The sequence below is a fragment of the Actinoplanes palleronii genome (assembly GCF_016862315.1).
GTDB classification, from domain to species: domain Bacteria; phylum Actinomycetota; class Actinomycetes; order Mycobacteriales; family Micromonosporaceae; genus Actinoplanes; species Actinoplanes palleronii.
In genome coordinates, this window is record NZ_BOMS01000158.1 from 37253 (window position 1) to 59610 (window position 22358).

Sequence of the window (22358 nt, forward strand, 5' to 3'; positions counted from 1 at the left end):
CCTTCACTGAATGGCGCCGGTGATCAGACCGACGATCTCCTGGCCGGTGGTGTCGGCGGTGCGGCGGCCGCCGACGCAGCGGCCCGCGCGCATCACCCAGACCTGGTCGGACAGCCGCATGACCTGGTCGAAGTTGTGGCTGATGAGCAGCACGGCGCGGCCGTCGTCGCGGAGCTTGGTGATCAGCTCCTCGACCCGGGCGGTCTCCTGGACGCCGAGGGCCGCGGTCGGCTCATCCATGATCACGAGCTGGGAGCTGAAGCCGGCCGCGCGGCAGATCGCCACCGCCTGCCGCTGCCCGCCGGAGAGCCGCCGGACCCGGCTGCCGACCGCGGGCACGTTCACCGCCAGGGTCGCGACCATCTCCCGGGCCTGCCGCTGCATGCGGCGGCGGTCCAGCAGACCGAAAGGACCCATCTTGTGTACGAGCTCACGGTTCAGGAACAGGTTCTGCCACACGGTCAGGTCCTCGACCAGCGCCAGGTTCTGGTGCACCGTCTCGATGCCCTGCTCCCGGGCGTCCTCGGGGGACTTCAGGTGCAGTGACTCGCCGCGCATCGTGATGGTGCCGTGGTCCGGGCGGTGCACACCGGCGATGCAGCGGACCAGTGTCGACTTGCCGGCGCCGTTGTCGCCGACCAGGGCGGTGATCTCCCCCTCGGCGACGGTCAGGGAGACGTCTTTCAGGGCTTGGACGCTGCCGAAGGCCAGGGAGACGCCGTCGGCACTCAGCAGAGCACTCATTTCTGGAACCTCGTGAGTAGGGCCGCGAGGACGACGACGAAGCCGACGGCCAGGGGCTGGTAGAACTGCGAGACGCCGAGCAGGGTGAGGCCGTTGGTGAGCGCGGTCAGCAGCAGCGCGCCGATCACCGGGCCGGCGATGGTGGCCCGCCCGCCGAGCAGGCTGACCCCGCCGAGGACGACCGCGGCCACCGAGTTGAGCAGGAAGGACGTGTTCGAGGCGGGTTCGGCGGCGCCGACCCGGGCGACGAGCAGGATGGCGGCGAGACCGGCGAGGAGGCCGGACACCGCGTACACCGCGATCTTGATCCTGTCGGTGTTGATGCCTGTCGCGTTGGCCGCCTCGCGGGAGCCGCCGGTGGCCAGCACGTGGGTGCCGAACCGGGTCCAGAACACCAGCACATGGGCGATGATCGCGACCACCGCGGCGATCAGCACGGTCCAGCCGAACACGCCGATCCCGCCGGTGGAGAGCTGGAGCAGGGTGGTGTCGATGACGGTGACCGGCTTGCCGTCGGCGAGGATCAGTGCGGCGCCGGAGGCCGCGGAGAGCATGCCGAGCGTGACGATGAAGTCGGTGATCCGGCCCTTCGCGATGACCAGCCCGTTGATCAGGCCGGTGACCGCGCCGACCGCGACCGCGACCAGGCAGGACCAGGTCAGGCCCCAGCCGTGCGAGTACGCCTGGCCGAAACCGACCGCCCCGAGGGTCATCATCGACGCGACCGACAGGTCGATGCCACCGGTGGCGACCACGAACGTCTGCCCCACCGCCAGGATCACCAGGATCGCGGCGGCGACCAGCATCGAGGCGATGTTGCCGGTGCTCAGGAACGTCGGGTTGAGGATCTGGAAGACGATGACCAGCAGGACCAGCCCGATCGCGGCGGCCCACTCGGCCCAGAAGCTGACGTCCTTGAGCCGTCCGGTGTTGAACCGCGGCGTAGCGGCGACAGTCGTCATGATCAGCTGCCCAGCAGGGTCTTGAACGGGTCGGCGTACGTGCCGAACGGCTTCGGCGTGGCGGCGAGCGCCTGGTCGGCGTTCTCCTTAGTGACCACCTCGACCGGCGCCTCGACGGTGGCCGGCAGCGTCTTGCCCTTCGCCGCGGCCTGGCACGCCTCCATGCCCATCAGCCCGATCGCGTACGGGTACTGCGCCACCACCGCGTCCACCTGACCGGCCTTGACCGCGCTCAGCGCGTCCTTGATCCCGTCGACGCTGATGATTTTGATCTGCCCGGTCTTCCCGGACGTCGCGACGGCGCGCGCCACACCCAGCCCCATGTCGTCGTTGGCGACGAAGAAGCCCTTGAGGTCGGGCTGGGCCCGCATCAGGTTGGTGGCCTGGGTAAGCGCCTCCTGGCGCTCCCAGTTGGCGGCGACCGTCTGCACCAGCTCGAGCTTGCCGGTGATCGCCTGGCTGAACCCGTCGATGCGCTGGCCGCTGGTGACGTCACCGGCGATGCCGCCGATCGCGGCGACCTTGCCACCGCCCGGCAGCAGCTTCAGCATCTGCTCGCCGGCCTGCTGCCCGGCCGAGGTGTTGTTGGTGCCGATGTAGGTGGCCGGCGCGGCGTTCGCGGCCTTCGCGGCGGCGGCCTCCACCGGGCTGTCGATGTTGACGATGGTCTTCTTCTTCGCTGCCAGCTGGGCGATGCCCTGGATCAGGTTGGTGCCGGAGATCGGGTTGACGATGTAGCAGGAGAAGTCCTGCCCGGCCAGGCCGGTGAGCTTGTCCGCCTGCCCGGTGGTGTCGGTGATCGAGTTGGCCGCCTGCACGGTCACCGCGGTGCCGGAGGTCTGCGCCTGCTCCTTGATGCCCTTCTCCATGGACTGGAAGAACGGGTTGTCGAGGCCCTTGATGACGGCCGCGACCTTGGCGGTGCCGGCCGTGGTGGCGTCGTCGTTCGACCCGCAAGCCGCGGCCGTGACCAGCACGGTGAGCGCCAGGCCGAAAGTGATCGGTATACGTGACACGGGGAGACCTCCCGAGGTGTGTCGTCGATGTTTCGTCTGATTACAGAGGCACTTATGACTTCTGTCAACCAAAACATCCGGGACTTACGTATGACGCCTACTCGTAATAGGATCTGCCGGTGTCCATGAGCGCGTCAGCAGTCCCGACCGTGGCCGGACTCGGTGCGGTGCTCCAGCTGTTCCGGGGCCGGCCGAGCCTGACCCGGGCCGATGTCATGCAACTGACCGGCCTGTCCCGGTCCACCGTCAACCAGCGCCTCGACGCGCTGCTCAGCGCGGCCCTGGTGGTGCCGAGCGGCGAGGGCTCACCGACCGGCGGCCGACCGGCCAGCCGGTTCACGTTCCACCACGACCGCGGCGTGCTGCTGGTCGCCGACATCGGCGCCACCGGCATGCGGACCGCGCTGTGCGACCTGCGCGGCACCGTGCTCGCCGAGCGCGAGCGGGCCATCGACGTGGCCGCCGGACCCGATCCGGTGCTCACCACGGCCGATACGATGTTCGGTGAGCTGCTGGCCGGCGCCGGGCGCACACCCGCCGAGGTGTTCGGGATCGGCCTGGACGTGCCCGGCCCGGTCGACTTCGACAGCGGCCAGGTGGTCAGCCCGCCGATCATGAGCGGCTGGGACCGGTACGACATCCCCGGCTGGTTCGCCGGCCGCTACGCCTGCCCGGTGCTCGTCGACAAGGACGTCAACGCGATGGCCTTCGGCGAGCAGCGCAGCGTCTACCCCGACGTCCGCCAGCTCTTGATGATCAAGGCGGGCACCGGCATCGGCGCCGGGATGATCCTGGGCGGCGAGATCTACCGGGGCGCCGACGGGGCGGCCGGCGACATCGGGCACATCCAGGTGACCGTCGAGGACGCCGACGTCGAGCCGGTCTGCCGATGCGGCAACACCGGGTGCGTCGAGGCCTATGCCGGCGGCTGGGCCATGGTCCGCGACCTGCGCGAGGCCGGCAAGGACGTGACCACGGTGGACGACGCGGTCGCCCTGGTCCGCACCGGCGACCTGCTCGCCGTGCGCCTGGCCCGCCGGGCCGGCCGGATCATCGGGCACGCCGTCGCCGACTCGGTCAGCCTGGTCAACCCGCGCGTCGTGGTGATCGGCGGGCAGCTCGCCCGGATCGAGGAGCAGCTGTTCGCCGGGATCCGCGAGATGGTCTACCGCCGCTCGCTGCCCCTCGCGACCCGCAGCCTGCAGATCGTGGCGACCCGGCTGGACAACCGCTCCGGACTGATCGGGCTGGCCCTGCTGCTGGCCGACGGCATCTTCGCGCCCGGCCGGGTCGAGGACCTCGTCGCCCGCGGCTGAGGCCTATCGTCACGGGGTGACCCCCATTCAGGTGATCCTCGACTGCGACCCGGGACACGACGACGCCCTCGCCCTGCTGCTCGCCACGGGTGATCCCCGGCTCCGCCTGCTCGGCGTCACCACCGTCGCCGGCAACCAGACCCTCGACAAGACCACCCGGAACGCGCTGCGGATCCTCGCCCTGGCCGGCGTCACCGGCGTACCGGTCGCGGCCGGCTGCGACCGCCCGCTGACCGGCGAGCTCACCGTCGCCGAGGACATCCACGGCGAGTCCGGCCTGGACGGCCCGGATCTCGACGGCCCCGTCGGTGAATTGTCCGGCCGGCACGCGGTCGACCTGATGCACCGCCTGCTGGTGGACTCGGCGGAACCGGTCACCCTGATCGCCACCGGGCCGCTGACCAACATCGCAACCCTGCTGACCCGGCACCCCGAGGTCCTCCCGCAGGTGCGCCGGATCGTCTTCATGGGCGGTTCCACCGACCGTGGCAACACCACGCCCTACGGCGAGTTCAACATCGTCACCGACCCGGAAGCCGCCGACATCGTGCTCCGCTCCGGCCTGCCGATCACCATGATCGGCCTGAACGTCACCCACCAGGCCCTGGCCACCACGTCGGTCATCGCCGAGTTCCGCGCCATGAACACCCGCCTGGGCACGATCTGCGCGGAGCTGATGACGTTCTTCGCCGCCACCTACCTGCGGGTCTTCGGCTTCGAACACCCACCGGTCCACGACCCGATCGCGGTCGCCGCCGTCCTCGACCCGTCGATCGTGCACACCGTCCCCGCCCCGGTCACCGTCGAACTGACCGGCACACACACCCGTGGCGCGACCGTCGTCGACCTCCACGCCCGCACCGGCCTCCCACCGAACGCCGACGTGGCGGTAGCCCTCGACGTCCCCGCCTTCTGGCACCTCCTGCTCACCACGATCCGCCAACTGCCCATTCCAAACCCCCTTTAGTACGAATAAGGAGCGGCCCTCCGCAGGCTACGAGCCGAGTCCCGTGATGGTCCCGCGCGACGCCGCCCCCACTCCCGGCCCGGCCGCGCCCCAGATTTCCGGCTGGTCCTCAGGGGTGCCTCGCGGGCTCGGACACACCCCCCAGAACCAGCCGGGATCTGGACGCGCGCCGCGGTCGGGAGTGGGGCGGTGTCGCGCGGGACCGTCACGGGACTCGGCTCGTAGCCTGCGGGCGGGCGCTCCTTATTCGTACTGAATAGGGGTTGAGCGGGAGAGGGCGGATTTGTCGGGTTTCCCGTTGGGGGTCAGCGGGGCCTGATCGATGATCGTTAACGACTGCGGGGTGGAGGCCGGGCCCAGGCGGGTGGTGACCAGGGCACGGAGGGCCGGCAGGTCCGGGGTGGCGTTCGGGGTGGGGACGATGTAGGCGTGGACGGACTCGCCGGTGTGGTCGTCGGGGCGGGCGACCACGTAGGCCTCGGCCACCGCGGGGTCGGTGGTGAGGAGCTGCTCGATCGGGCCGGCGTAGACCAGCGTGGCCTGGACGATGATCACGTCGCGGGTGCGGCCGTGCAGGTGGAGGTAGCCGTGGGCGTCGAGCGTCGCCAGGTCGCGGGTGCGGACCCAGCCGTCGACGAAGACCTCGGCCGACTCCGAAGGGTCCTGCCAGTAGGACGAGGCCTGTGCCGGAGTTCGCACATAGAGCTCACCGTCCCGGAGTGAGATCGCGGTGACCGGCGGCGGGCGGCCCACCGTACCGGCAAAAGCCGCCATCTCCCCCGGCGTCACCATCGCGATCATGCCGGTCTCGGTCTGGCCGTACCCGTGGAAGATGACCGGGCCGAGCACGTCGATCGCCGAGCGCAGCCGCGCCGGGGACAGTGGCGATCCGGAGACCATCAGCGCCCGCAGGCCGCTCAGGTCGGCCGGGTTCGCCTGTTGCGCGCGGACCAGCTGGTGCAGCTTGCCGACGGTGATCACGCTGGCGGTGGCCCGGTGCTCGACGAGCGCGTCCGGGAAGACCGGTCGTTGCGCGGCGACCAGGGTGCCGCCGGCGGCGAGCGTGAGGATGCCGTATTCCAGCATGACCTGGCTGCTCAGCGACCCGAAGACCAGGTAGCGGTCCAGCCGCCGGGCGAGCTCGGCGATCGCCGGTGGCCAGCGGTCCGGGTAGGGCGCCCACGCGGCCGACATCGCGGCGTACGTCTGCGCACAGCCCTTCGGGTTCCCGGTGCTCCCGCTGGTGTAGATGATCCGTGCGATGTCCTCGGCGCGCCCCGCCGCGACCAGCGGATCAGCGGGGAACCCGGCCAGCTGGGCCACGAACTCGTCGTCGATCAGCACCGCGTCGTCCCGTTCCAGCAGGTGGGCCAGCTGCCCCTCGGTGAGCCCGCCGGGCAGCCCGGACACCCGCGCGCCGACCGCGAACGCGGCGATCGTCGCGGCGAACGCCGGCGCGTTCACCCCGAGCCGCAGCGCCACCCCACGCCCCGGCCCGATCCCGGACGCGCGCAGCCCGGCCGCGATCCGCCGGATCAGCTCGGACATCCCGGCCGCCGTCACCACGGTGTCGCCGTCCTCGAAGACCGGCCGGTCCCCGCCGCCGGCGAGCAGCTCGAGCACCGGCGCCGGCCACACGGTCAGCGGATCGGGCAGGTCGGGCACCGGCGCCGGCCACATGGTCAGAGGACGCCCTTGAGGAAGTGCGCCAGGGGCTGCTGGTGCACGGCCGGGATGTTCCAGTGGTTCTCCAGGTTCTCGGCGAGGTGGTGCTCGGCGACCACGGCGCCGTCGCGGCGTACCCGGACGACCGGGTGCAGATAGCTGGCGTCGTGCGCGGCGCCGGCGTCGTTCTCGGCGATCCGCGGCACGGTGATGTCGAACGGGTCGACCTGGTCGTGCTCCGGGCCGTACTCCAGGGTGATCACGAGGGCGAGCGGTTCCGGGCCGAGGTGGGCGACCGGCACCTCCTGCTGGTAGCGGGCCACGCCGCCGGCGACCGAGACCACGTCGGCGAGCACACCGAACTGCTGCCACAGCGCCGACGACACGTTGATCCGGGCGATGATCGCGTCGGTGATCGCTTCCGGACTCGCGTCGACGGTGACCGACGGCCACGGGGTGTCGTGGTAGCGGCTGTTCAGGATCCGGTGCAGGGCCCGGACGCCGTAGCGGAAGCCGTGGATGAAACCGTTTGTGGACTTCTTGAAGTCGCGCTGCTGGGTGAGGGTGCCGGCGAAGTAGAGCCCGGGGACGTTCACCGACTCGAACGCCGGTGACTGTTCCGGGAACCGGCCGTTGATCACCAGCCGGGGCCGCGCGGAGTCGTCGAAGATCGACGCGTCGAACTGGAAGCCGGTGGCCAGGATGATCCGGTCGTAGTCGATCTCGCGCAGGCGTTCGCTGGTCCGGGCGTACCGGAACGTGATGGTGAACCCGCCGCCGTCGCGGCCGACGATGCGCTCGACGGTCCCGTCCAGCACGGCGTTCTGCGACTTGAGCTGGTACGTGTCGAGGAAGTTGTTGTTGACCGCGCGCAGGTGCCCGACGTAATGGGTCTGCCAGGCCAGCCGGATCGAGTGCGGACCGGCCACGTGGATCACCGCGGCCGTCTCGACCAGCGCGTCCGCGGTCTCGAACGCCGAATTCCCCTTGCCGATGATCAGCACTCGCTGGTTGACGAAGTCCTGCGGGTCGACGCTGACCGTGTCATACCGTTCGCAGAGCGGCGCGCCCTCGATCGGCGGGACGTAAAGCTGGGAGACGCCGGTGGCGACGACGACCCGGCGGGCCTGCCACGAGGACGCGCCGGCAGTGACGGTGAAATGTCCGTCTCCAAAAGACACGCCGTCGACCCGAACCCCGTAAGACACGTTCAACCCCTGGGCAAAATCGGCCAGATACCGTACGAGATCGTCCGCCGCCGGGAAGTACCGCGAGCTGTAGTTCTTGAACTGCAGCGCCGGATCGTCGGTCAGCAGCGAGTTCCAGTCCGACCGCAGGTTGAACTCGGCGTCCTCCGACCCGGTCCACACCTTGTTGATCGAGATCAGCTGCCGGTGCCGCGGATACCGGGTGAAGAACGTCCCCGGCGCCGCACCGGCCTCCAGGACGACATAGTCATGACCATCGCGCTCCAACAGGGCGGCGAGTTGCAGGCCGGCCGGCCCGGCGCCGATGATGAGGTAGTCGTGCGTCATGCGCCGCAAGCTACCGATCCGATTTCAGAACGCTCTGAGAACTCGTGGCTAGCGTCCCGAACCATGACGATCGAGGTGGATCTGGCCGCTCCGCTGCGCATCGCGGACCTGCGCGCCGCACGCGAGCCGATCACGGTGCTGGCCGGTCCGGAGGTCCGGGACCGGCTGACCGCCGGGCGTGTCTTTCTGGCCAAGGTGCTCGGCGACGACCGGGCGGTCTACGGCAACACCACCGGTTTCGGCGCGCTGGTCGGCTACGCGGGCCGCGCCGACCAGCGCGATCAGGCCGACAACACCCTCGCGCACCTGGGCGCCGGCCAGGGTCCGGACCTCGACCCGGCGCTGGCCCGGGCCACCCTGCTGGTCCGCGCGCACTCGCTGGCCCAAGGCGCCTCGGGCGTGTCGCCGCACGTGGTGGACGCGCTCGCGGCCGCGCTGGGCACCACGTTCAGCCCGGTCATGCCGCGCCTCGGTTCGGTCGGCGCGAGCGGCGATCTCATCCCGCTGGGTGCCGCGGCGCAAGCGTTGCGCGGCCGGGGAAACGCCTATCTGTACGACGTACGCATGCCGGCCGCCGAAGCCCTCGACCGCGCCGGGCTGACCCCGCTCCCCCTCGACGGCCGGGACGCGCTCGCCCTGGTCAACGGCACCTCGCTGACCACCGCCGCGCTCGCCCTGGCCCTCGACCGGGTCCGCACCTCGCACCGGGTGATCCAGCAGCTCACCTGCGTGCTGGCCGACCTGCTCGGCTGCGACCCGCAGTTCCTCGACGCCGGCCTGCTCGACCGGTACGGCCACTGCGGAGCGATCGAGGTGGCCACCACCATGCGCACGGTCCTGGCCGGCACCACGCCGTCCGGCACCCGCCCGTTGCAGGAGCCGTACAGCATCCGGTGCACCCCGCAGCTGCTCGGCGCGGCCGAGGACGCGCTGCGCTACGTGGACGGTGTGGTCACCGCCGACCTGGCCGGTGTGAGTGACAACCCGCTGTTCTTCCCGGACGGCGACCGGGTGGTGCACGGCGGCAACTTCTTCGGCCAGCCGGCCGCGTTCGCCGCCGACCTGCTCACCAACGTGCTCGCCCAGCTCGGCAACCTGGCCGAACGTCAGCTGGACCTGCTCGTCGACCCGGTCCGCAACGGCGGGCTGCCGCCGATGCTGGCGGCCGGGCCGGGACAGCAGCACGGCCTGCAGGGTGTGCAGCTGGCGTCGACCGCGCTGATCGCCGAGATCCGCCGGGACGTGGTGCCGGCCGCCATGCAGAGCCTGCCCACCAACCTGCACAACCAGGACGTGGTCCCGTTCGGCACCCAGGCGGCGCTGCGCGCCCTGGACCAGTCCCGGCTGCTCAGCCTGATCACCGGGTCGCTGGCGCTGGGGCTGCGGCAGGCGGTGCACGTGGGCGGCAGGCGGCCGACCGCACCCGGGTGTGCGGCGATCGTCGACGCGCTGAGCGAGGCCATCGCGCCGATCGACCCGGACCGCCCGCTCGACGAGGACGTCCGCCGCGCCGCCCGGGTCGTCGAAGACCTTCGATGACGGGGTCGGGTGCCCCGCGCCGGTCCGGTATCGTTCCACCCTCATCGGTGATCGACGGGGGACTATCGGTATGGCAGTGCGGCATCAACATGGCCTGATCGCGCTCTCCGTGATGATGGTGCTGGCCGGGGGCGCGGCTGTGGTCGTACACCAGAGCGCCGCAGGCGAACCGCAACCGGAAGCGGCCGGGACGTCGTCAACCGCCCCGGCCGGAACCACGATCGTTCCGGAAGCCGCGGCAGTGACCGCCACCACGACCGCCCCCGCGCCGAAGCCGTCGGCGACCCGCGCCCGGGCGGTCGGTGACGCGCAGGCCGCGATCCGCCGCAACGGCGCCGTCGTCCGCTCCGCGCCGGGCGAGACGTACCAGCCGGTGGACGCGGTGGTCGACGCCCGCGGCGGCCGGCACGTCCGATTCGAGCGCACCCACCGGGGACTCGACGTGCTCGGCGGCGACTTCGTCGTCCACACCGGAGCGAACGGCCGGTTCGCCGGCGCCACCGTCGCACAGGACCACGCCGTCGACGTGCCGGCGACCGCGAAGATCAGCCGGAGCCGGGCGATCACGGTGGCCGGGCAGGGCGCGGCGAGCCGGGCGCGGCAGGTCGTCGACGCGTTCGCCGGGAAGCCGGCGCTGGCCTGGGAGGTGACCGCCGGCGGCCACGTGGTGATCGTCGACGCGACCACCGGGACGGTCCGCCGCGACTACGACGAGGTGCACACCGCCGAGTCCGGTACCGGTCACGGCCTGCAGGTCGGTGACGTGCCGCTGGGCACCACCCGGCGCGACGACGGCTCGTACGCGCTCGTCGACCCGGACCGCGGCGGCATCAGCGTCCGGGACGCGCTGAACGAGTACTACACGCTGAAGCCGGTGAAGTTCGCCGAGTTCACCGACGCCGACAACGTGTGGGGCGACGGCACCCGCACCGACCGCGCCACCGCCGCCGTGGACGTGCAGTACGGCCTGGCCCGCACCTTCGACTACCTGCGGGAGACGTTCGGCCGGGCCGGCATCCGCAACGACGGCACCGGGCTGACCGGTTATGTCCACCACTCGGTCGACCAGGCCAACGCCTCGTGGAGCGACTACTGCGAGTGCGTGATGTTCGGCGACGGCTCCCCGGCGGGTCGCCCGTTCACCTCGCTCGACGTCGTCGCGCACGAGATGGCGCACGGTCTCACCTCCCGCACCGCCCGCCTGGTCTACTCCGGCGAGTCCGGCGCCCTGAACGAGGCCAGCAGCGACATCTTCGGCACGCTCGTCGAGTTCGCGGCGAACAACCCGGCCGACGCCCCCGACTACCTGATCGGCGAGCAGACCGGCGCCGCGCCGCTGCGCCGGATGGACGAGCCGAGCCGCAACGGCAAGTCGGCCTCCTGCTGGACGCCGGCGGTCAAGGACCTGGACGTGCACCGCTCGTCCGGCATCGGCGGGAAGTTCTTCTACACCCTGGCGGCCGGCAGCGGCGTCACGCAGTGGGGCGACAGCCCGCCGTGCGGCGACGCGACACCGGTCACCGGCCTGGGCAACGACCGCGCCGCGCAGATCTGGTACCGCGCGCTGACCGTCTACATGGTCTCGAACACCAACTACGCCGGCGCGCGGCAGGCCACCCTGCTCGCCGCCGCCGACCTCTACGGCCCGGACAGCACCGAGCGCCGCACCGTCGACGCCGCCTGGCTGGCCGCCGGGGTGGACGGCTCGGACGCCGCGTACGGCACCCCGGAGCTGTTGCCGTTCGCCGACCACACGCCGTCGCCGCGGGTCGGCGAGCCGGTGCGCATCCAGGTCGGCGCCCGCGACCCGCAGGGCCAGCCGGTCACCTTCAGCGCCACCGGTCTGCCGCCCGGCGTGTCGATCGACGCGGCCGGCCTGATCACCGGAACGCCCGGCGTCCGGGGCGAGTACCCGAGCGACATCATCGCCACCGACCCGGACGGCAACGCCGCCCGGGAGCTGATGTGGTGGATCGTCAAGGGCCCGCCGGTCGTCCAGGCGGCCCCGGTGGCGATGAACATGCAGCTTGGCATCGGCGCGTTCGGCAACTACCGGATGACCTTCGCCGACGCGCCGGACGACATGGTCGACACGGTCAAGCTCGCGGTGACCGCAACCGGTCTGCCGGACGGTCTCGACCTGTCGGTGAGCCGGCCGGTCTCGGGCGTCTACACCGTCGGGATCGCCGGGATCCCCACCACCGCCGGTGCGGGCACCACCGTGCTGACCGCCGTCGACGCCGACGGTGAGCGGGTGACCGTGTCGGCGCCGTGGCGGGTCCTGCCGGCCCACGCGCCGGCCGTCCCGCTCGGCGTCCGCCTCACCGGCAGCCCCGGCGCGCCGCTGCTGGAGTGGGACAAGCCCCGGTACACGACCGGCGATGTGCAGGTCACCGGGTATGTCGTCCGGGTGACGCCGGGCAGCACGACGACGCTGGCCGGGACCGCCCGGTCGATGCCGCTGACCGGGCTGGACCCGCGGAAGTCGTACACCGCCGGGATCCGGGCGACCAGCGCGATCGGCCCCGGCGCGGAGAAGACGGTCACCCTGACCCCGGCCGGTCTGCCGCTGGCCCTCTCTCCCGCCACGATCGGTTTCGGTCAGGCGACGGTGCTCAGTGGCCGGGTAGTGCGGGGCGGCGGCACGATCGCCGGTGCGGTGCTGACCGTGGAGCAGCGACCGGCCGGTCGCACCACGTGGAGCCGGGTCACGACGGTGAGGACCGACGCGAAGGGCGCCTGGCGGGCCACCCTGAAACCGGCGGCCCGCACCGCCTACCGCGTCACCTATCCGGGTGCCGCAGGCGTCTGGCCGGCCACCTCGGCGACCACGACGGTCACCGTCCGCTACACGGTCACGGTCAAGGCGAACACGACCAAAACCAAGATCTACGGTACGGCGAAGCCGGCTCGATCCGGAGTCACGATCACGCTGCAGCGCAAGTCCGGCACCAAGTGGGTGACCGTGACCAGAACGAGGACGACGGCGAGCGGGGCGTACACGTTCTCCCGGGCCTTCAAGCGTGGCACCTGGACGCTGCGTGTGGTGGCCACGGGCGGCGCCCTGAACGCGAGTGCGACGAGTGCCGCGCTGAAACTGAAAGTCACCTGACCCGATCGTCGTCCCGCGGTCCGTTCCGGCGGTCCCGCCCAGCGGGTCCGCCCCGCAGTCTCGCCCCGCGGGTCCGTTCCGCGGTTTGGTCCTACGTGGAGGATGGGTGGCATGACGGTAGGCAGAGTGATCATCGTGGGCGGTGGGGTCGCCGGGACCGCGACCGCACTGGCCCTGCACCGGGCCGGCATCCCGGCCGAGGTTCACGAGGCGCACGCGGCCGGCGGGGCGGACGCGGGCGCGTTCCTGACCCTGATGGGCAACGGGATGGCGGCCCTCGCCGAGATCGGCGCGACCGCCGCGGTCGAGGCGGTCTCCTATCCGGCGCCGACGGTGACGCTCTGGGACGCCGCCGGGCAGCAGGTCGGGCACCGGCCGATAGCGGGCGGGGCGCGGTCGATCACCCGCGCCGCCCTGTACCGCGCGCTGCAACAGCTCGCCACCGAGCGGGGCATCCCGGTGCGTCACGGCCGGCGGATGACATCAGCGGCGAGCCGGGCCGATGGTGTCGAGGTGGCGTTCACCGACGGGACCACGGTCACTGGGGACGTGCTCGTCGGGGCCGACGGCATCCGCTCCCGGACCCGCCGGCTGATCGACCCGGCCGCGCCCGAGCCCCGGTTCAGCGGCGGCCACGTGATCTACGGCTACGCGCCCGGCAATCCGGCCGGCGTCGGCCCGGACGGGTTCCACATGGTGCACGGCAGCCGGGCGTTCTTCGGCTTCACGGCGCCCGGCGGGGACGGCCGGACCTGGTGGTTCGCCCGGGTCGACGGCGGGCAGCCGGGCGACTCCCCCGCGTCGTGGCGCGATCGCGCGCTCGACGTGTGCCGGGACGACGCCACCCCGCTGACCGCGATCATCACGGCCTCCGGCACGGACGTGATCGGCGGGGAGTCCTACGACATCCCGACCACGCCGCACTGGCACAACGAGCGGATGGTGCTGGCCGGGGACGCCGCGCACGCCACCACCCCGGCCGCGGCGCAGGGTGCGTCGATGGCTCTGCAGGACGCGGTAGCCCTCGCGGGGGCGTTGGGTGAGCACGGTGACCCGGCGGCCGCCTTCACCGCGTACGAAAATCTGCGCCGGACCGAAACCGAACAGACGGTCGCGGCCAGCGCGCGCCTGACCGCGTCAAAATCGGTCGCGCCCCCGGACCCGGCCGCCTAACGTGCACCTACCGACACACCAGGGAGGCCACCATGCGCCGCGAAGAGCTGTCCTTTTGAACTGACCAGTAAACGTCGTAGGGGGTATCCGTAGCGAAACTCAGGTCAAGCGCGGAGACCGCGTCGTCGGTGGCGTCGCCGCCGGCGTCGGTGGCAAGGAGCTGATCGAGAAGCTCGGCGGCAAGGACCCGTGCCCGTGCGGCTCCGGACGGCGGTTTCCGCCGGTGCTGCCGCAGCCAGGGTCGCTACGACGACACCAACGGCCACTACTACGTCCGTGACTGAGGTTCCCGCGCCGGCGGCCCGCAACGGCCGCCGGCGCCGGCTGGCCCTCAGCGGTCCCTCACCGCCTTCCGGACACCCCCCAGAACCAGCCGGCGCCGGGCCCCGGCTGGCCCTCAGCGGTGCCTCACCGCCCTCCGGGCACCCCTCAGGACCAGCCGGCGACGGAACGCCCTGATATTTCTCTGAAATCTGATTCGTACGGTCGCGGCATGCCGCTTGATTACGTGATCATCGGAGCCGGACCGGCCGGGCTTCAGCTCGCCGCACTGCTGGAGGCCGACGGCAGGCGCGACTACCTGGTGCTGGAGGGCGCGGACCGGCCGGGCGCGTTCTTCGAGCGTTTCCCCCGGCACCGCACGCTGATCTCGATCAACAAACCGCACACCGGTTCCGACGACCCCGAGCTGAACCTGCGGCTGGACTGGAACTCGCTGCTCAGCGACGACCCGGCGCTGCGGTTCACCAGGTACACCGAGAGGTATTTCCCGGACGCCGACGTGATGCTGCGCTACCTCGACGACTTCAGTAAGGGCCTGAAGATCGAATATCACGCGCGAGTGACCAGAATCAGCCGGGACGGCGACCTGTTCACCGTCGCGGCCGGCGACCGGACGTGGCAGGCCAGGCGGGTGATCGTGGCGACCGGCGTCTCCCGCGCCTACCGGCCGGACATCCCCGGTTTTGAACTCGCCGAGGGCTACGCGGAGATGTCCGTCGATCCGCGCGACTACCTCGACCAGCGAGTGCTGATCATCGGGAAGGGCAACTCGGCGTTCGAGACCGCGGATGCCCTGATGGAGACGACCACGCTGATCCACCTGGCCGGGCCCAGCTCGATCCGGCTGGCCTGGCGCACCCACTACGTCGGGCACCTGCGCGCGGTCAACAACAACTTCCTCGACACGTACCAGCTGAAGTCCGCGAACGCGGTCCTCGACGGCGAGGTCCGCAGCATCGAACGCGACGGCGACGGCTTCACGGTCACCTTCGCGTTCTCCCGGGTCCAGGAAGTGATCAAGAAGCTGCGTTACGACCGGGTGCTGGCCTGCACCGGCTTCCAGTTCGACGCGACGATCTTCGATGAGTCCTGCCGACCGGAGCTGACCATCAAGGACCGCTTCCCGGCACAGACCGAGGGATGGGAATCGGTCAACGTGCCAGGCCTGTTCTTCGCCGGCACGATCTCCCAGGTCCGGGACTTCAAGAAATCCACCAGCGGTTTCATCCATGGCTTCCGCTATGCGGTGCGTGCGCTTTCCACAACCCTGGAGCTTTCGTACGACGGGAGCACCTGGCCGGCCGAGAAGCTGGACGCCTCGCCGGAAACGGTCACCGAGGCGATCATCGCGCGGGTGAACCGGTCCTCGGCACTGTGGCAGCAGTTCGGTTTCCTGGCCGACGTGGTGACCGTGGCCGGGGCGGACGCCCGGTACCACGACGAGGTGCCGGTCGACTGGTTCACCCGGCACGGGCTGGCCACTCCCGGTCACGAGTACTCGGACGCGTTCGTGGTCACCCTGGAGTACGGCCCCGAGCACGACCAGGTCGACCCGTTCGACATCACCGTCGGCCGGGTGGCGCAGGACGTGCCCGGTCAGGCCCACGACGCCGCCTACCTGCACCCGGTCGTCCGGCACCACCGGGGCGGCGCGGTGACCGCCGTGCACCACCTGGCCGAGAACCTGGAGAACGAGTGGGACCGGCCGGACGTGCACCTCAAGCCGCTGGCCGCGTTCGTGGCCCGCTGCCTGTCGCTGCCGCTCGCCGGTCACGGCCCCGGCTGGCTCCCAGGGGTGTCTCAGCACGGTCGAGACACCCCGGAGAACCAGCCCGGTTCCGAGAGCTGACGTGGACCCGGTACACGCCGACTTCTTCGCGGGCGGGGCCGGCGAGGAGCGGACGCTGCGGGCGAACGTCACCGCCTACGACCGGCTGCGGATCGTGCCGCGGGTGCTGCGCGCGACCGGTGACCGGGACCTGCGGATCACCCTGTTCGGCACCGGGCTGTCCACCCCGGTGCTGGTCGCGCCGACCGCGTTCCACCTGCTCGCGCACCCCGGTGGGGAGGCCGCGACCGCTGAGGGGGCGGCCGCGGCCGGCACCGTGATGGTGGTCAGCATGGCCGCGACCCAGCCGGTCGAACGGATCGCCGAGGCAGGCGGCCCGCTGTGGTTCCAGCTGTATCCGCAGCCGGACCTGGCCTTCACCGAGCACGTGGTGCGCCGCGCCGAGAAGGCCGGGTGCCGGGCGCTGGTGGCCACCGTGGACTCCCCGGTGTTCGGGCGGCGCGAGCGCGACACCCGCAACGGGTTCACCGACCTGCCGGCCGGGCTGGCCTGCGAGAACATGCGCGATGCGACGGGCCGGGCGCGGGACATCGTGATGGATCCGGGGCTGGGCTGGGACCGGCTCGGCTGGTTGCGCACGGTGACCGGGCTGCCGATCCTGGTCAAGGGGATCCTGCACCCGGCGGACGCGCGGCTGGCCGTCGAGCACGGGATGGCCGGGCTGATCGTCTCGAACCACGGCGGGCGGCAGCTGGACGGGGCGATCGCCTCGGTGGACGCGTTGCCCGCCGTGGCCGAGGCGGTCGGCGGGCGGATCCCGGTGCTCGTCGACGGCGGGATCCGGCGGGGCACCGACGTACTCGTCGCGCTGGCGCTGGGTGCGACGGCGGTGCTGGTCGGGCGGCCGGTGATCACGGCGCTGGCGGGCGGGGGCGCTGCTGGCGTACGCGATCATTTGCGGACGTTGACGGCGGACCTGGACCACGTGATGGCCCTGGCCGGAGCGCAGCGACCGGCCGACCTGACCCCCGACCTGGTGGCGGTGGCGCGGTGAACGCGGTGGTCCAGCTCCGGGAGTGGATCTTCCAGCGGGTGAACGGGACCGAGGGCATCCCGGTGCCCGGCCCGCTGGTCGGCGCGGAACATTTCGAGCGGGTCTACAGCGATCCGGCCGCCGACGGGCGCAGTCGCGGCGCCGGCCTGTCCGACCTGTTCTGGTACTGGCTGGCCCCCGGACCGCAGATGCACCAGGAGCACCTCGAACCCGGCGATCGCTATCAGACAGTGGCGCGCACGACGCGGAAGGTTCTGGCGGTGCCGCACGCCCGCTCGGACGCGCTGGCGACCGCGGCGGCCGGGCGGATCCTGGACGAGCTGCCCCGCGGACGTTCCGTGCTAGTGCGGCTGCGTGACCTGATGATGCCGGTCTGGGCCGAGGTCTTCTACGAGCAGGTGTTCGGCGAGCCCTGTCCGCGACCGGTCCGGGACCTGATCGTGGCCAACGCGGACGACGTGGTGACCGCGCTGAAGGGGCTGGGCCTGCGGCACATGCGCCGGCGGGACCGGCTGACCCGGTACCTGCTCGGCCGGATCACCGCCGGGACCTGCCCGGTCGTGCTGCCCGAGCCGTTCACCGCGCAGGAGACCGCCTGGTATCTGCAGGGCGCGTTCTTCAACACCGCGGTGGTGCAGATGTCCGAGGCGATGGCGCACATCCTGCTGGGTGCTTCGACCGTTTCTGATCTCAGCGATCTCTCCGACGAGTCGCTCGACCGGATCATCGACGAGACACTGCGGGTGCATCCGCTGTTCGGCGTCGCGCACCGGATCACGTCAGCGCCGATCGCCGTCGACGCGGACACCGTGCTGCCCGCCGGGTCCGTGCTGCTCTTCAACTACCTGGCCTTTCAGCGCACCGGACCGGCACCCGACGACACCTTCGACCCGGAACGCTGGCGGTCGCTGTCGCGCAAGGAGGCGCACTTCATCCCGTACGGGATAACCGCCAACCGGGCGTGCCCGGCGCGCGGTGCCGCACCCGTGATGCTGCGCGCCGTCACCCGTGCGGTGCTGCGCCGGTTCACGCTGGCCGCGCCGGCCGCGCACACCCGCTCGCTGCCCAACCGGGGCCCCGCCTACCTGACCCCGATCGGTCAGGCCGGGCCGAGTAGCACCCGCCTGGCCGCCCTGCGCCACGCGGATCGGATCGCGGACGCCGGGCGGTCGGTGAAGCAGCTCGTCCTCGGCACCTGGATGGTCCTGGACGCCCGCCGCCAGAAGCTCTGCACCACCTACTTCGCCACGTTCACCACGGAGGAGGCCCGCTCATGACACCCACCGAGCTCGCCCCGCGGTTCTTCATCGCGGTCGCGGTCATCCTGCTGTTCTGCAAGCTGGTCTCGTGGCTGCTGGGCAAAGCCGGTCAGCCACCGGTGGTCAGCGAGATGCTGGCCGGCGTGCTGCTCGGCCCGTCACTGCTCGGCCTGCTCTTCCCACAGGTGCAGGCCGCGCTCTTCCCGGCCCCGCTGCTGCCGGTGCTCTACGTGGTCGGCCAGGTCGGCCTGGTGCTGTTCATGTTCCAGGCCGGGTACGCGTTCCGCTCGCACCGGGTCACCAACCTGGCCGGCACCGCGGGCGCGGTGTCGCTCGCCGGGATCACCGCGCCGCTGCTGCTCGGCGTGCTGCTGGTGGTGATGACCGGCGACGCCGCGCCGATCCGCCCGGACGGTGTCGCGCTCGGGGTGTCCGCGGCGTTCGTCGGCGTGGCGCTGTCGATCACCGCGTTCCCGATGCTGGCCCGGATCATCACCGAGCGCGGGCAGGCCGGTACCCGGCACGGCTCGCTCGCCCTGGCCAGCGGCGCGATCGACGACATGGTCGCCTGGATCATGCTGGCCGTGGTGCTGGCGTTCGCGTCCGGCGAGGCCGGCCCGGCGATCGTCACCGCGGGCGGAGCGGTCATCTTCGGCCTGGTGATGTGGCTGGCCGGGCCACGGGTGACCGGTGTGCTGATCCGCAGCGACCGGCTCGACGGCCGGGCCCGGATGCTCGGCACCGTCGCCCTGCTCTTCCTGATCGCCTGGTACACCGACGAGATCGGGCTCTACGCGGTGTTCGGCGCGTTCGCGGTCGGTGTGGTGATGCCGCAGCACGAGCGCACCGAGCAGGTGGTGGAGACGCTCACCCCGGTCGCGTCGGCGGTGTTCCTGCCACTGTTCTTCACGTTCTCCGGGCTGCGGACCGAGTTCGGGCTGCTCGGCGATCCGCGGGTGCTGGCCTTCGCGGGGGCGTGCATCGTGCTCGCGGTGGCCGGCAAGTTCGGCGCCTGCTGGGCCGCGGCGCGGCTGCGCGGGGAGCCGAACGGGGTGGCGCTCAAGGTCGGCGCGCTGATGAACGCGCGCGGGCTGATGCAGTTGATCGCGCTGAACGTGGGGCTGGAGGCCGGGATCGTGAACTCGTCGCTGTTCACCGTGCTGGTGCTCGTCGCGTTGGTGACGACGTTGATGACGACGCCGTTGCTGACACTGCTGGAGCGTCGCGAGCGCCGGGCCGCTCCGGTCAGGGAGCCCGCTTTGGCCGTACCTTAAGAATTTGATTGAAAAAGCAAACTTTCCTCCCGGTGCGTCCATCCATATGAGATCTTCGATGTCATGCGCCGGTTGCTTGTGGTTGAGGATGATTCCGATCTGCGCGAGATGGTCGCCGAGACCCTTGTCGACGAGGGTTATCACGTCGATCAGGCACCGGATGGCCAGCGTGGGCTGCACCTGGGCCTGACCAGGCCATACGACGTGCTCGTCATCGACCGCCGGCTGCCCGCACTCGACGGCCTGGACCTGATCACCCGGCTGCGGGCCCGGGCGGTGGCCGCCCGGGCGCTGATCCTGACCGCCCTCGGCACCATCGACGACCGTGTCGCCGGACTGGACGCTGGCGCCGACGACTATCTGGTCAAACCGTTCGATCTGGACGAGCTGAGCGCCCGGATCCGCGCGCTGTGCCGGCGCACGGCCGACGCCACGGAGGCGCTGCGGATCGGGGACGGGGTGCTCGACCTGGGTCTGCGCGACGCGGTCCTGCCGGACGGGAGCCGGGTGCCACTGTCGGCCCGCGAGTTCGAGCTGTTGCGGGTGCTCGCGGCGCGGCCGACGGCGGTGCACTCCCGCGCGATGTTGCGGAGCCTGGTCTTCGACGAGGCCGCGGCGGCGTCGATCGTGGATACCTATGTGTATTACCTACGGCGGAAGCTGGGCCGCAAGGTGGTGCGGACGGTGCATGGGCTGGGGTATCGAATGGGGGCGCTGTGAAGCCCCTTGCTGGGTTTTGGACGGGGTTCGTCCTCCCGCGATACTTCCGTGGGCGGCGCTTCCTCGCGCGGCCCTTCCCTGCGCGGCCCTTCCTTGCGCGGCCTCTTCTCGCGCGGCCTCTTCTCGCGCGGCTGCCCTTCCTCGCGCTTCCACTCCTCGCGCTTCCCTTCCTTGCACGGACCATCCCTGCGCGGCCCTTCCTTGCGCGGCCCTTCCTTGCGCGGCGGCCCCTCCTCGCGCGGCCCCTCCTCGCGCGGCTGCCCCTCCTTGCGCGGACTCATGGCGCGTGCGGCGTGGTCGGGCATGGATCTTGGATGGGCGTGCGGTGAACCGTTCTCCGGAGTTGGGGGCGGTGCGGCGGGCTCGCTGGCGGATCGGGCTCCTCGTCGGGCTGGCGATCGGGACGCTGCTGGCGATGCTCGGGGCGATCTCGTATGAGGTGCTGCGGCACAGCCAGGAGGAGCAGATCGGGCGCGAACTCGCCTATGGCGTGCGCACCGGTGTGATCGCCGGGCCGCCGGCCTGCAGCTGGATCTTCGCGTTCGCCGACGACGGGACCGTGGCCAGCGGCGACCGGGCCGCTCCGCCGGGCTTCCCGATGCGGGACGCGGTCGCCGAGGTGGCCGCCACCGGCGTGGGGCAGACCGTGCAGGTGGACCGGGACGGCACCACGTACTGGATCCGCACCGAACGCCGCGGCGACCAGATCGTCCAGGCGGTCTTCGACGCGCGCTTCCAGCTGGCCGACCGGCGTCACCTGCTGACCGCGTTCCTCAGCGCCGCCCTGGCCGGGCTGTTCGCGGCGGCGCTCACCGCGGTGACGGTCGGACGGCGGGCGGTCGCTCCGCTCGTCGAGGCGCTCGGCCGGCAACGCCGGTTCGTCGCCGACGCCAGCCACGAGCTGCGCACACCGATCGCCCAGGTGCACACCCGGGCCCAGCTGCTGGCCCGCCGCGCCTCCGCCGAAACCGACCGCCGCGAACTCGACCGCCTGGTCGGCGCCACCCGGCGACTCGGCGAGATCGTCGACGACCTGCTGCTCTCGGCGCGCCTGGCCGCCGACCCGATCGCCCTGCCCGCCCCGGCCCAACGACTCGGACAGCGCCTCGGCCGCCGGATCAGCGGCCGGCATCCGGATCCGATGGGCCGTCCGATGGGCCGTCCGATGGACCAGCCGGTCGACCTGGCCTGGCTCGCCGGCGACGCGGTCTCGGCTGCCGCGGAACGGGCCGCTGAACGATCGGTTTCGGTCACAGTGGACGTGCCGACGAATGCGGTGCCGGTCGTCGGGGTGGAATCCGCGCTGCGAAGGGTAGCCGCCGAACTGCTGGCGAACGCCCTCACCCACACCACCGGCGGCCATCTCACGGTCACCGTCCGAACCGCCCCACCGAACCGCGCCTTCCGTGGCGGGATCGCGGAGATGGTCGTGTCAGACACCGGCGACGGCTTCGACCCGGCCGACGCCGAGCGGATCTTCGACCGCTTCCACAGCGGCCCGGCAACCAGCCCTGATACCGCAGCCACCCCCAGCTCCGGCCCTGCCACTGGTCCTGGTCCCGCGGCCGCTCCCGGTCCTGGTCCCGCGGCTGGTCCCGGTCCCGCGGCCGCTCCCGGTTCTGGTCCTGGTCCTGGTCCTGGTCCTGGTCCTGGTTACGGGCAACGTCGCTTCGGTCTCGGCCTGGCTCTGCTCCGCGAGGTGGTCACCAGCCACGGCGGAACCATCACCGCCGACGGCCATCCCGGCACCGGCGCCACCTTCACCGTCCGGCTCCCCCTCGCGCCAGCAACAAGCAACGGTCACACGCCCAACCGCCCCCTGGTCGCCACCGATCCCCACTGACCTCACTGCCCGCCGCAGGTCCCGACTCCGGCTGGCGTTCAGGGCTGCCTCCAGACCGCCGACACAACCCTCACCACCAGCCGACCTGTCACGGCTGGCACTCAGGAC

The 22358-nt window shown here is 71.6% G+C and carries 17 protein-coding genes; 12 read left to right on the forward strand and 5 right to left on the reverse strand.

The features are described from left to right. Positions 1-3: 3 nt before the first annotated feature. From Apa02nite_RS44480 to Apa02nite_RS44490, 3 genes are read right to left on the reverse strand one after another with little or no spacing between them, the layout of a single operon-like run. Positions 4-744 (reverse strand): ATP-binding cassette domain-containing protein, encoded by a 741-nt coding sequence (locus Apa02nite_RS44480; protein WP_203830518.1) that lies wholly within the window; start codon positions 742-744, stop codon positions 4-6. After that, positions 741-1706 carry an ABC transporter permease gene (locus Apa02nite_RS44485; protein WP_203830519.1) on the reverse strand — a complete coding sequence of 322 codons (966 nt, stop codon included), beginning with the start codon at positions 1704-1706 and terminating at the stop codon, positions 741-743. The genes Apa02nite_RS44480 and Apa02nite_RS44485 overlap by 4 nt, the downstream gene beginning before the upstream one ends. Before the next feature lie 2 nt (positions 1707-1708). Further along, positions 1709-2722: a substrate-binding domain-containing protein gene (locus tag Apa02nite_RS44490; RefSeq protein ID WP_203830520.1), complete on the reverse strand. Its 1014-nt coding sequence runs from the start codon at positions 2720-2722 to the stop codon at positions 1709-1711. Between the two features lie 125 nt (positions 2723-2847). On the opposite strand from Apa02nite_RS44490, the gene Apa02nite_RS44495 reads away from it, so the two are divergent. Together Apa02nite_RS44495 and Apa02nite_RS44500 are read left to right on the forward strand one after the other, a co-directional pair. After that, positions 2848-4038, forward strand: a complete 1191-nt coding sequence (locus Apa02nite_RS44495; protein ID WP_203830521.1) for an ROK family transcriptional regulator — start codon at positions 2848-2850, stop codon at positions 4036-4038. A 16-nt stretch (positions 4039-4054) separates the two neighbouring features. After that, on the forward strand, positions 4055-5005 hold the full coding sequence (locus tag Apa02nite_RS44500; RefSeq protein ID WP_239164998.1) for a nucleoside hydrolase: 951 nt from the start codon (positions 4055-4057) through the stop codon (positions 5003-5005). 243 nt (positions 5006-5248) lie between these two features. Here the strand turns inward: Apa02nite_RS44500 and Apa02nite_RS44505 are convergent, their stop codons facing one another. Next, positions 5249-6685 carry a class I adenylate-forming enzyme family protein gene (locus tag Apa02nite_RS44505; protein WP_203830522.1) on the reverse strand — a complete coding sequence of 479 codons (1437 nt, stop codon included), beginning with the start codon at positions 6683-6685 and terminating at the stop codon, positions 5249-5251. Between the two features lie 2 nt (positions 6686-6687). Beyond that, on the reverse strand, positions 6688-8205 hold the full coding sequence (locus tag Apa02nite_RS44510; protein WP_203830523.1) for an NAD(P)-binding domain-containing protein: 1518 nt from the start codon (positions 8203-8205) through the stop codon (positions 6688-6690). A gap of 63 nt (positions 8206-8268) precedes the next feature. On the opposite strand from Apa02nite_RS44510, the gene Apa02nite_RS44515 reads away from it, so the two are divergent. The 10 genes from Apa02nite_RS44515 to Apa02nite_RS44560 all read left to right on the forward strand — a co-directional run bounded on the left by Apa02nite_RS44515 (position 8269) and on the right by Apa02nite_RS44560 (position 22250). Continuing rightward, positions 8269-9744 carry an aromatic amino acid ammonia-lyase gene (locus Apa02nite_RS44515; protein ID WP_239164999.1) on the forward strand — a complete coding sequence of 492 codons (1476 nt, stop codon included), beginning with the start codon at positions 8269-8271 and terminating at the stop codon, positions 9742-9744. A gap of 76 nt (positions 9745-9820) precedes the next feature. Then, positions 9821-12856: a M4 family metallopeptidase gene (locus tag Apa02nite_RS44520; RefSeq protein WP_203830524.1), complete on the forward strand. Its 3036-nt coding sequence runs from the start codon at positions 9821-9823 to the stop codon at positions 12854-12856. A gap of 111 nt (positions 12857-12967) precedes the next feature. Then, positions 12968-14029: an FAD-dependent monooxygenase gene (locus tag Apa02nite_RS44525; protein ID WP_203830525.1), complete on the forward strand. Its 1062-nt coding sequence runs from the start codon at positions 12968-12970 to the stop codon at positions 14027-14029. Between the two features lie 163 nt (positions 14030-14192). Further along, positions 14193-14309, forward strand: coding sequence for an SEC-C metal-binding domain-containing protein (locus Apa02nite_RS52500; protein WP_373873094.1), 117 nt, complete (start codon positions 14193-14195; stop codon positions 14307-14309). 213 nt (positions 14310-14522) lie between these two features. After that, positions 14523-16160: an NAD(P)-binding domain-containing protein gene (locus Apa02nite_RS44535; protein ID WP_203830526.1), complete on the forward strand. Its 1638-nt coding sequence runs from the start codon at positions 14523-14525 to the stop codon at positions 16158-16160. 1 nt (position 16161) lies between these two features. Beyond that, positions 16162-17154, forward strand: a complete 993-nt coding sequence (locus Apa02nite_RS44540) for an alpha-hydroxy acid oxidase (protein WP_203830527.1) — start codon at positions 16162-16164, stop codon at positions 17152-17154. Further along, on the forward strand, positions 17151-18431 hold the full coding sequence (locus tag Apa02nite_RS44545; protein ID WP_203830528.1) for a cytochrome P450: 1281 nt from the start codon (positions 17151-17153) through the stop codon (positions 18429-18431). Before Apa02nite_RS44540 ends, Apa02nite_RS44545 begins: the two co-directional genes overlap by 4 nt. Further along, entirely contained in the window at positions 18428-19687 is a 1260-nt protein-coding gene (locus Apa02nite_RS44550; RefSeq protein WP_203830529.1) for a cation:proton antiporter, read from the forward strand. The genes Apa02nite_RS44545 and Apa02nite_RS44550 overlap by 4 nt, the downstream gene beginning before the upstream one ends. A gap of 63 nt (positions 19688-19750) precedes the next feature. Then, the gene (locus Apa02nite_RS44555) at positions 19751-20407 is read left to right on the forward strand and encodes a response regulator transcription factor (protein ID WP_239165000.1); all 657 of its coding nucleotides are present in this window, start codon (positions 19751-19753) and stop codon (positions 20405-20407) included. A gap of 325 nt (positions 20408-20732) precedes the next feature. Further along, entirely contained in the window at positions 20733-22250 is a 1518-nt protein-coding gene (locus tag Apa02nite_RS44560; protein ID WP_239165001.1) for a sensor histidine kinase, read from the forward strand. The last annotated feature ends 108 nt before the right edge of the window (positions 22251-22358 follow it).

Excerpts from the sequence above, each read along its gene's own strand:
- Apa02nite_RS44495 (WP_203830521.1), top strand. The coding sequence starts at position 2,848 with ATGAGCGCGTCAGCAGTCCCGACCGTGGCCGGACTCGGTGCGGTGCTC.
- Apa02nite_RS44485 (WP_203830519.1), bottom strand. The coding sequence starts at position 1,706 with ATGACGACTGTCGCCGCTACGCCGCGGTTCAACACCGGACGGCTCAAG.
- Apa02nite_RS44555 (WP_239165000.1), top strand. The coding sequence starts at position 19,751 with ATGCGCCGGTTGCTTGTGGTTGAGGATGATTCCGATCTGCGCGAGATG.
- Apa02nite_RS44550 (WP_203830529.1), top strand. The coding sequence starts at position 18,428 with ATGACACCCACCGAGCTCGCCCCGCGGTTCTTCATCGCGGTCGCGGTC.
- Apa02nite_RS44510 (WP_203830523.1), bottom strand. The coding sequence starts at position 8,205 with ATGACGCACGACTACCTCATCATCGGCGCCGGGCCGGCCGGCCTGCAA.
- Apa02nite_RS44525 (WP_203830525.1), top strand. The coding sequence starts at position 12,968 with ATGACGGTAGGCAGAGTGATCATCGTGGGCGGTGGGGTCGCCGGGACC.
- Apa02nite_RS44515 (WP_239164999.1), top strand. The coding sequence starts at position 8,269 with ATGACGATCGAGGTGGATCTGGCCGCTCCGCTGCGCATCGCGGACCTG.
- Apa02nite_RS44480 (WP_203830518.1), bottom strand. The coding sequence starts at position 744 with ATGAGTGCTCTGCTGAGTGCCGACGGCGTCTCCCTGGCCTTCGGCAGC.
- Apa02nite_RS44535 (WP_203830526.1), top strand. The coding sequence starts at position 14,523 with ATGCCGCTTGATTACGTGATCATCGGAGCCGGACCGGCCGGGCTTCAG.
- Apa02nite_RS44505 (WP_203830522.1), bottom strand. The coding sequence starts at position 6,685 with ATGTGGCCGGCGCCGGTGCCCGACCTGCCCGATCCGCTGACCGTGTGG.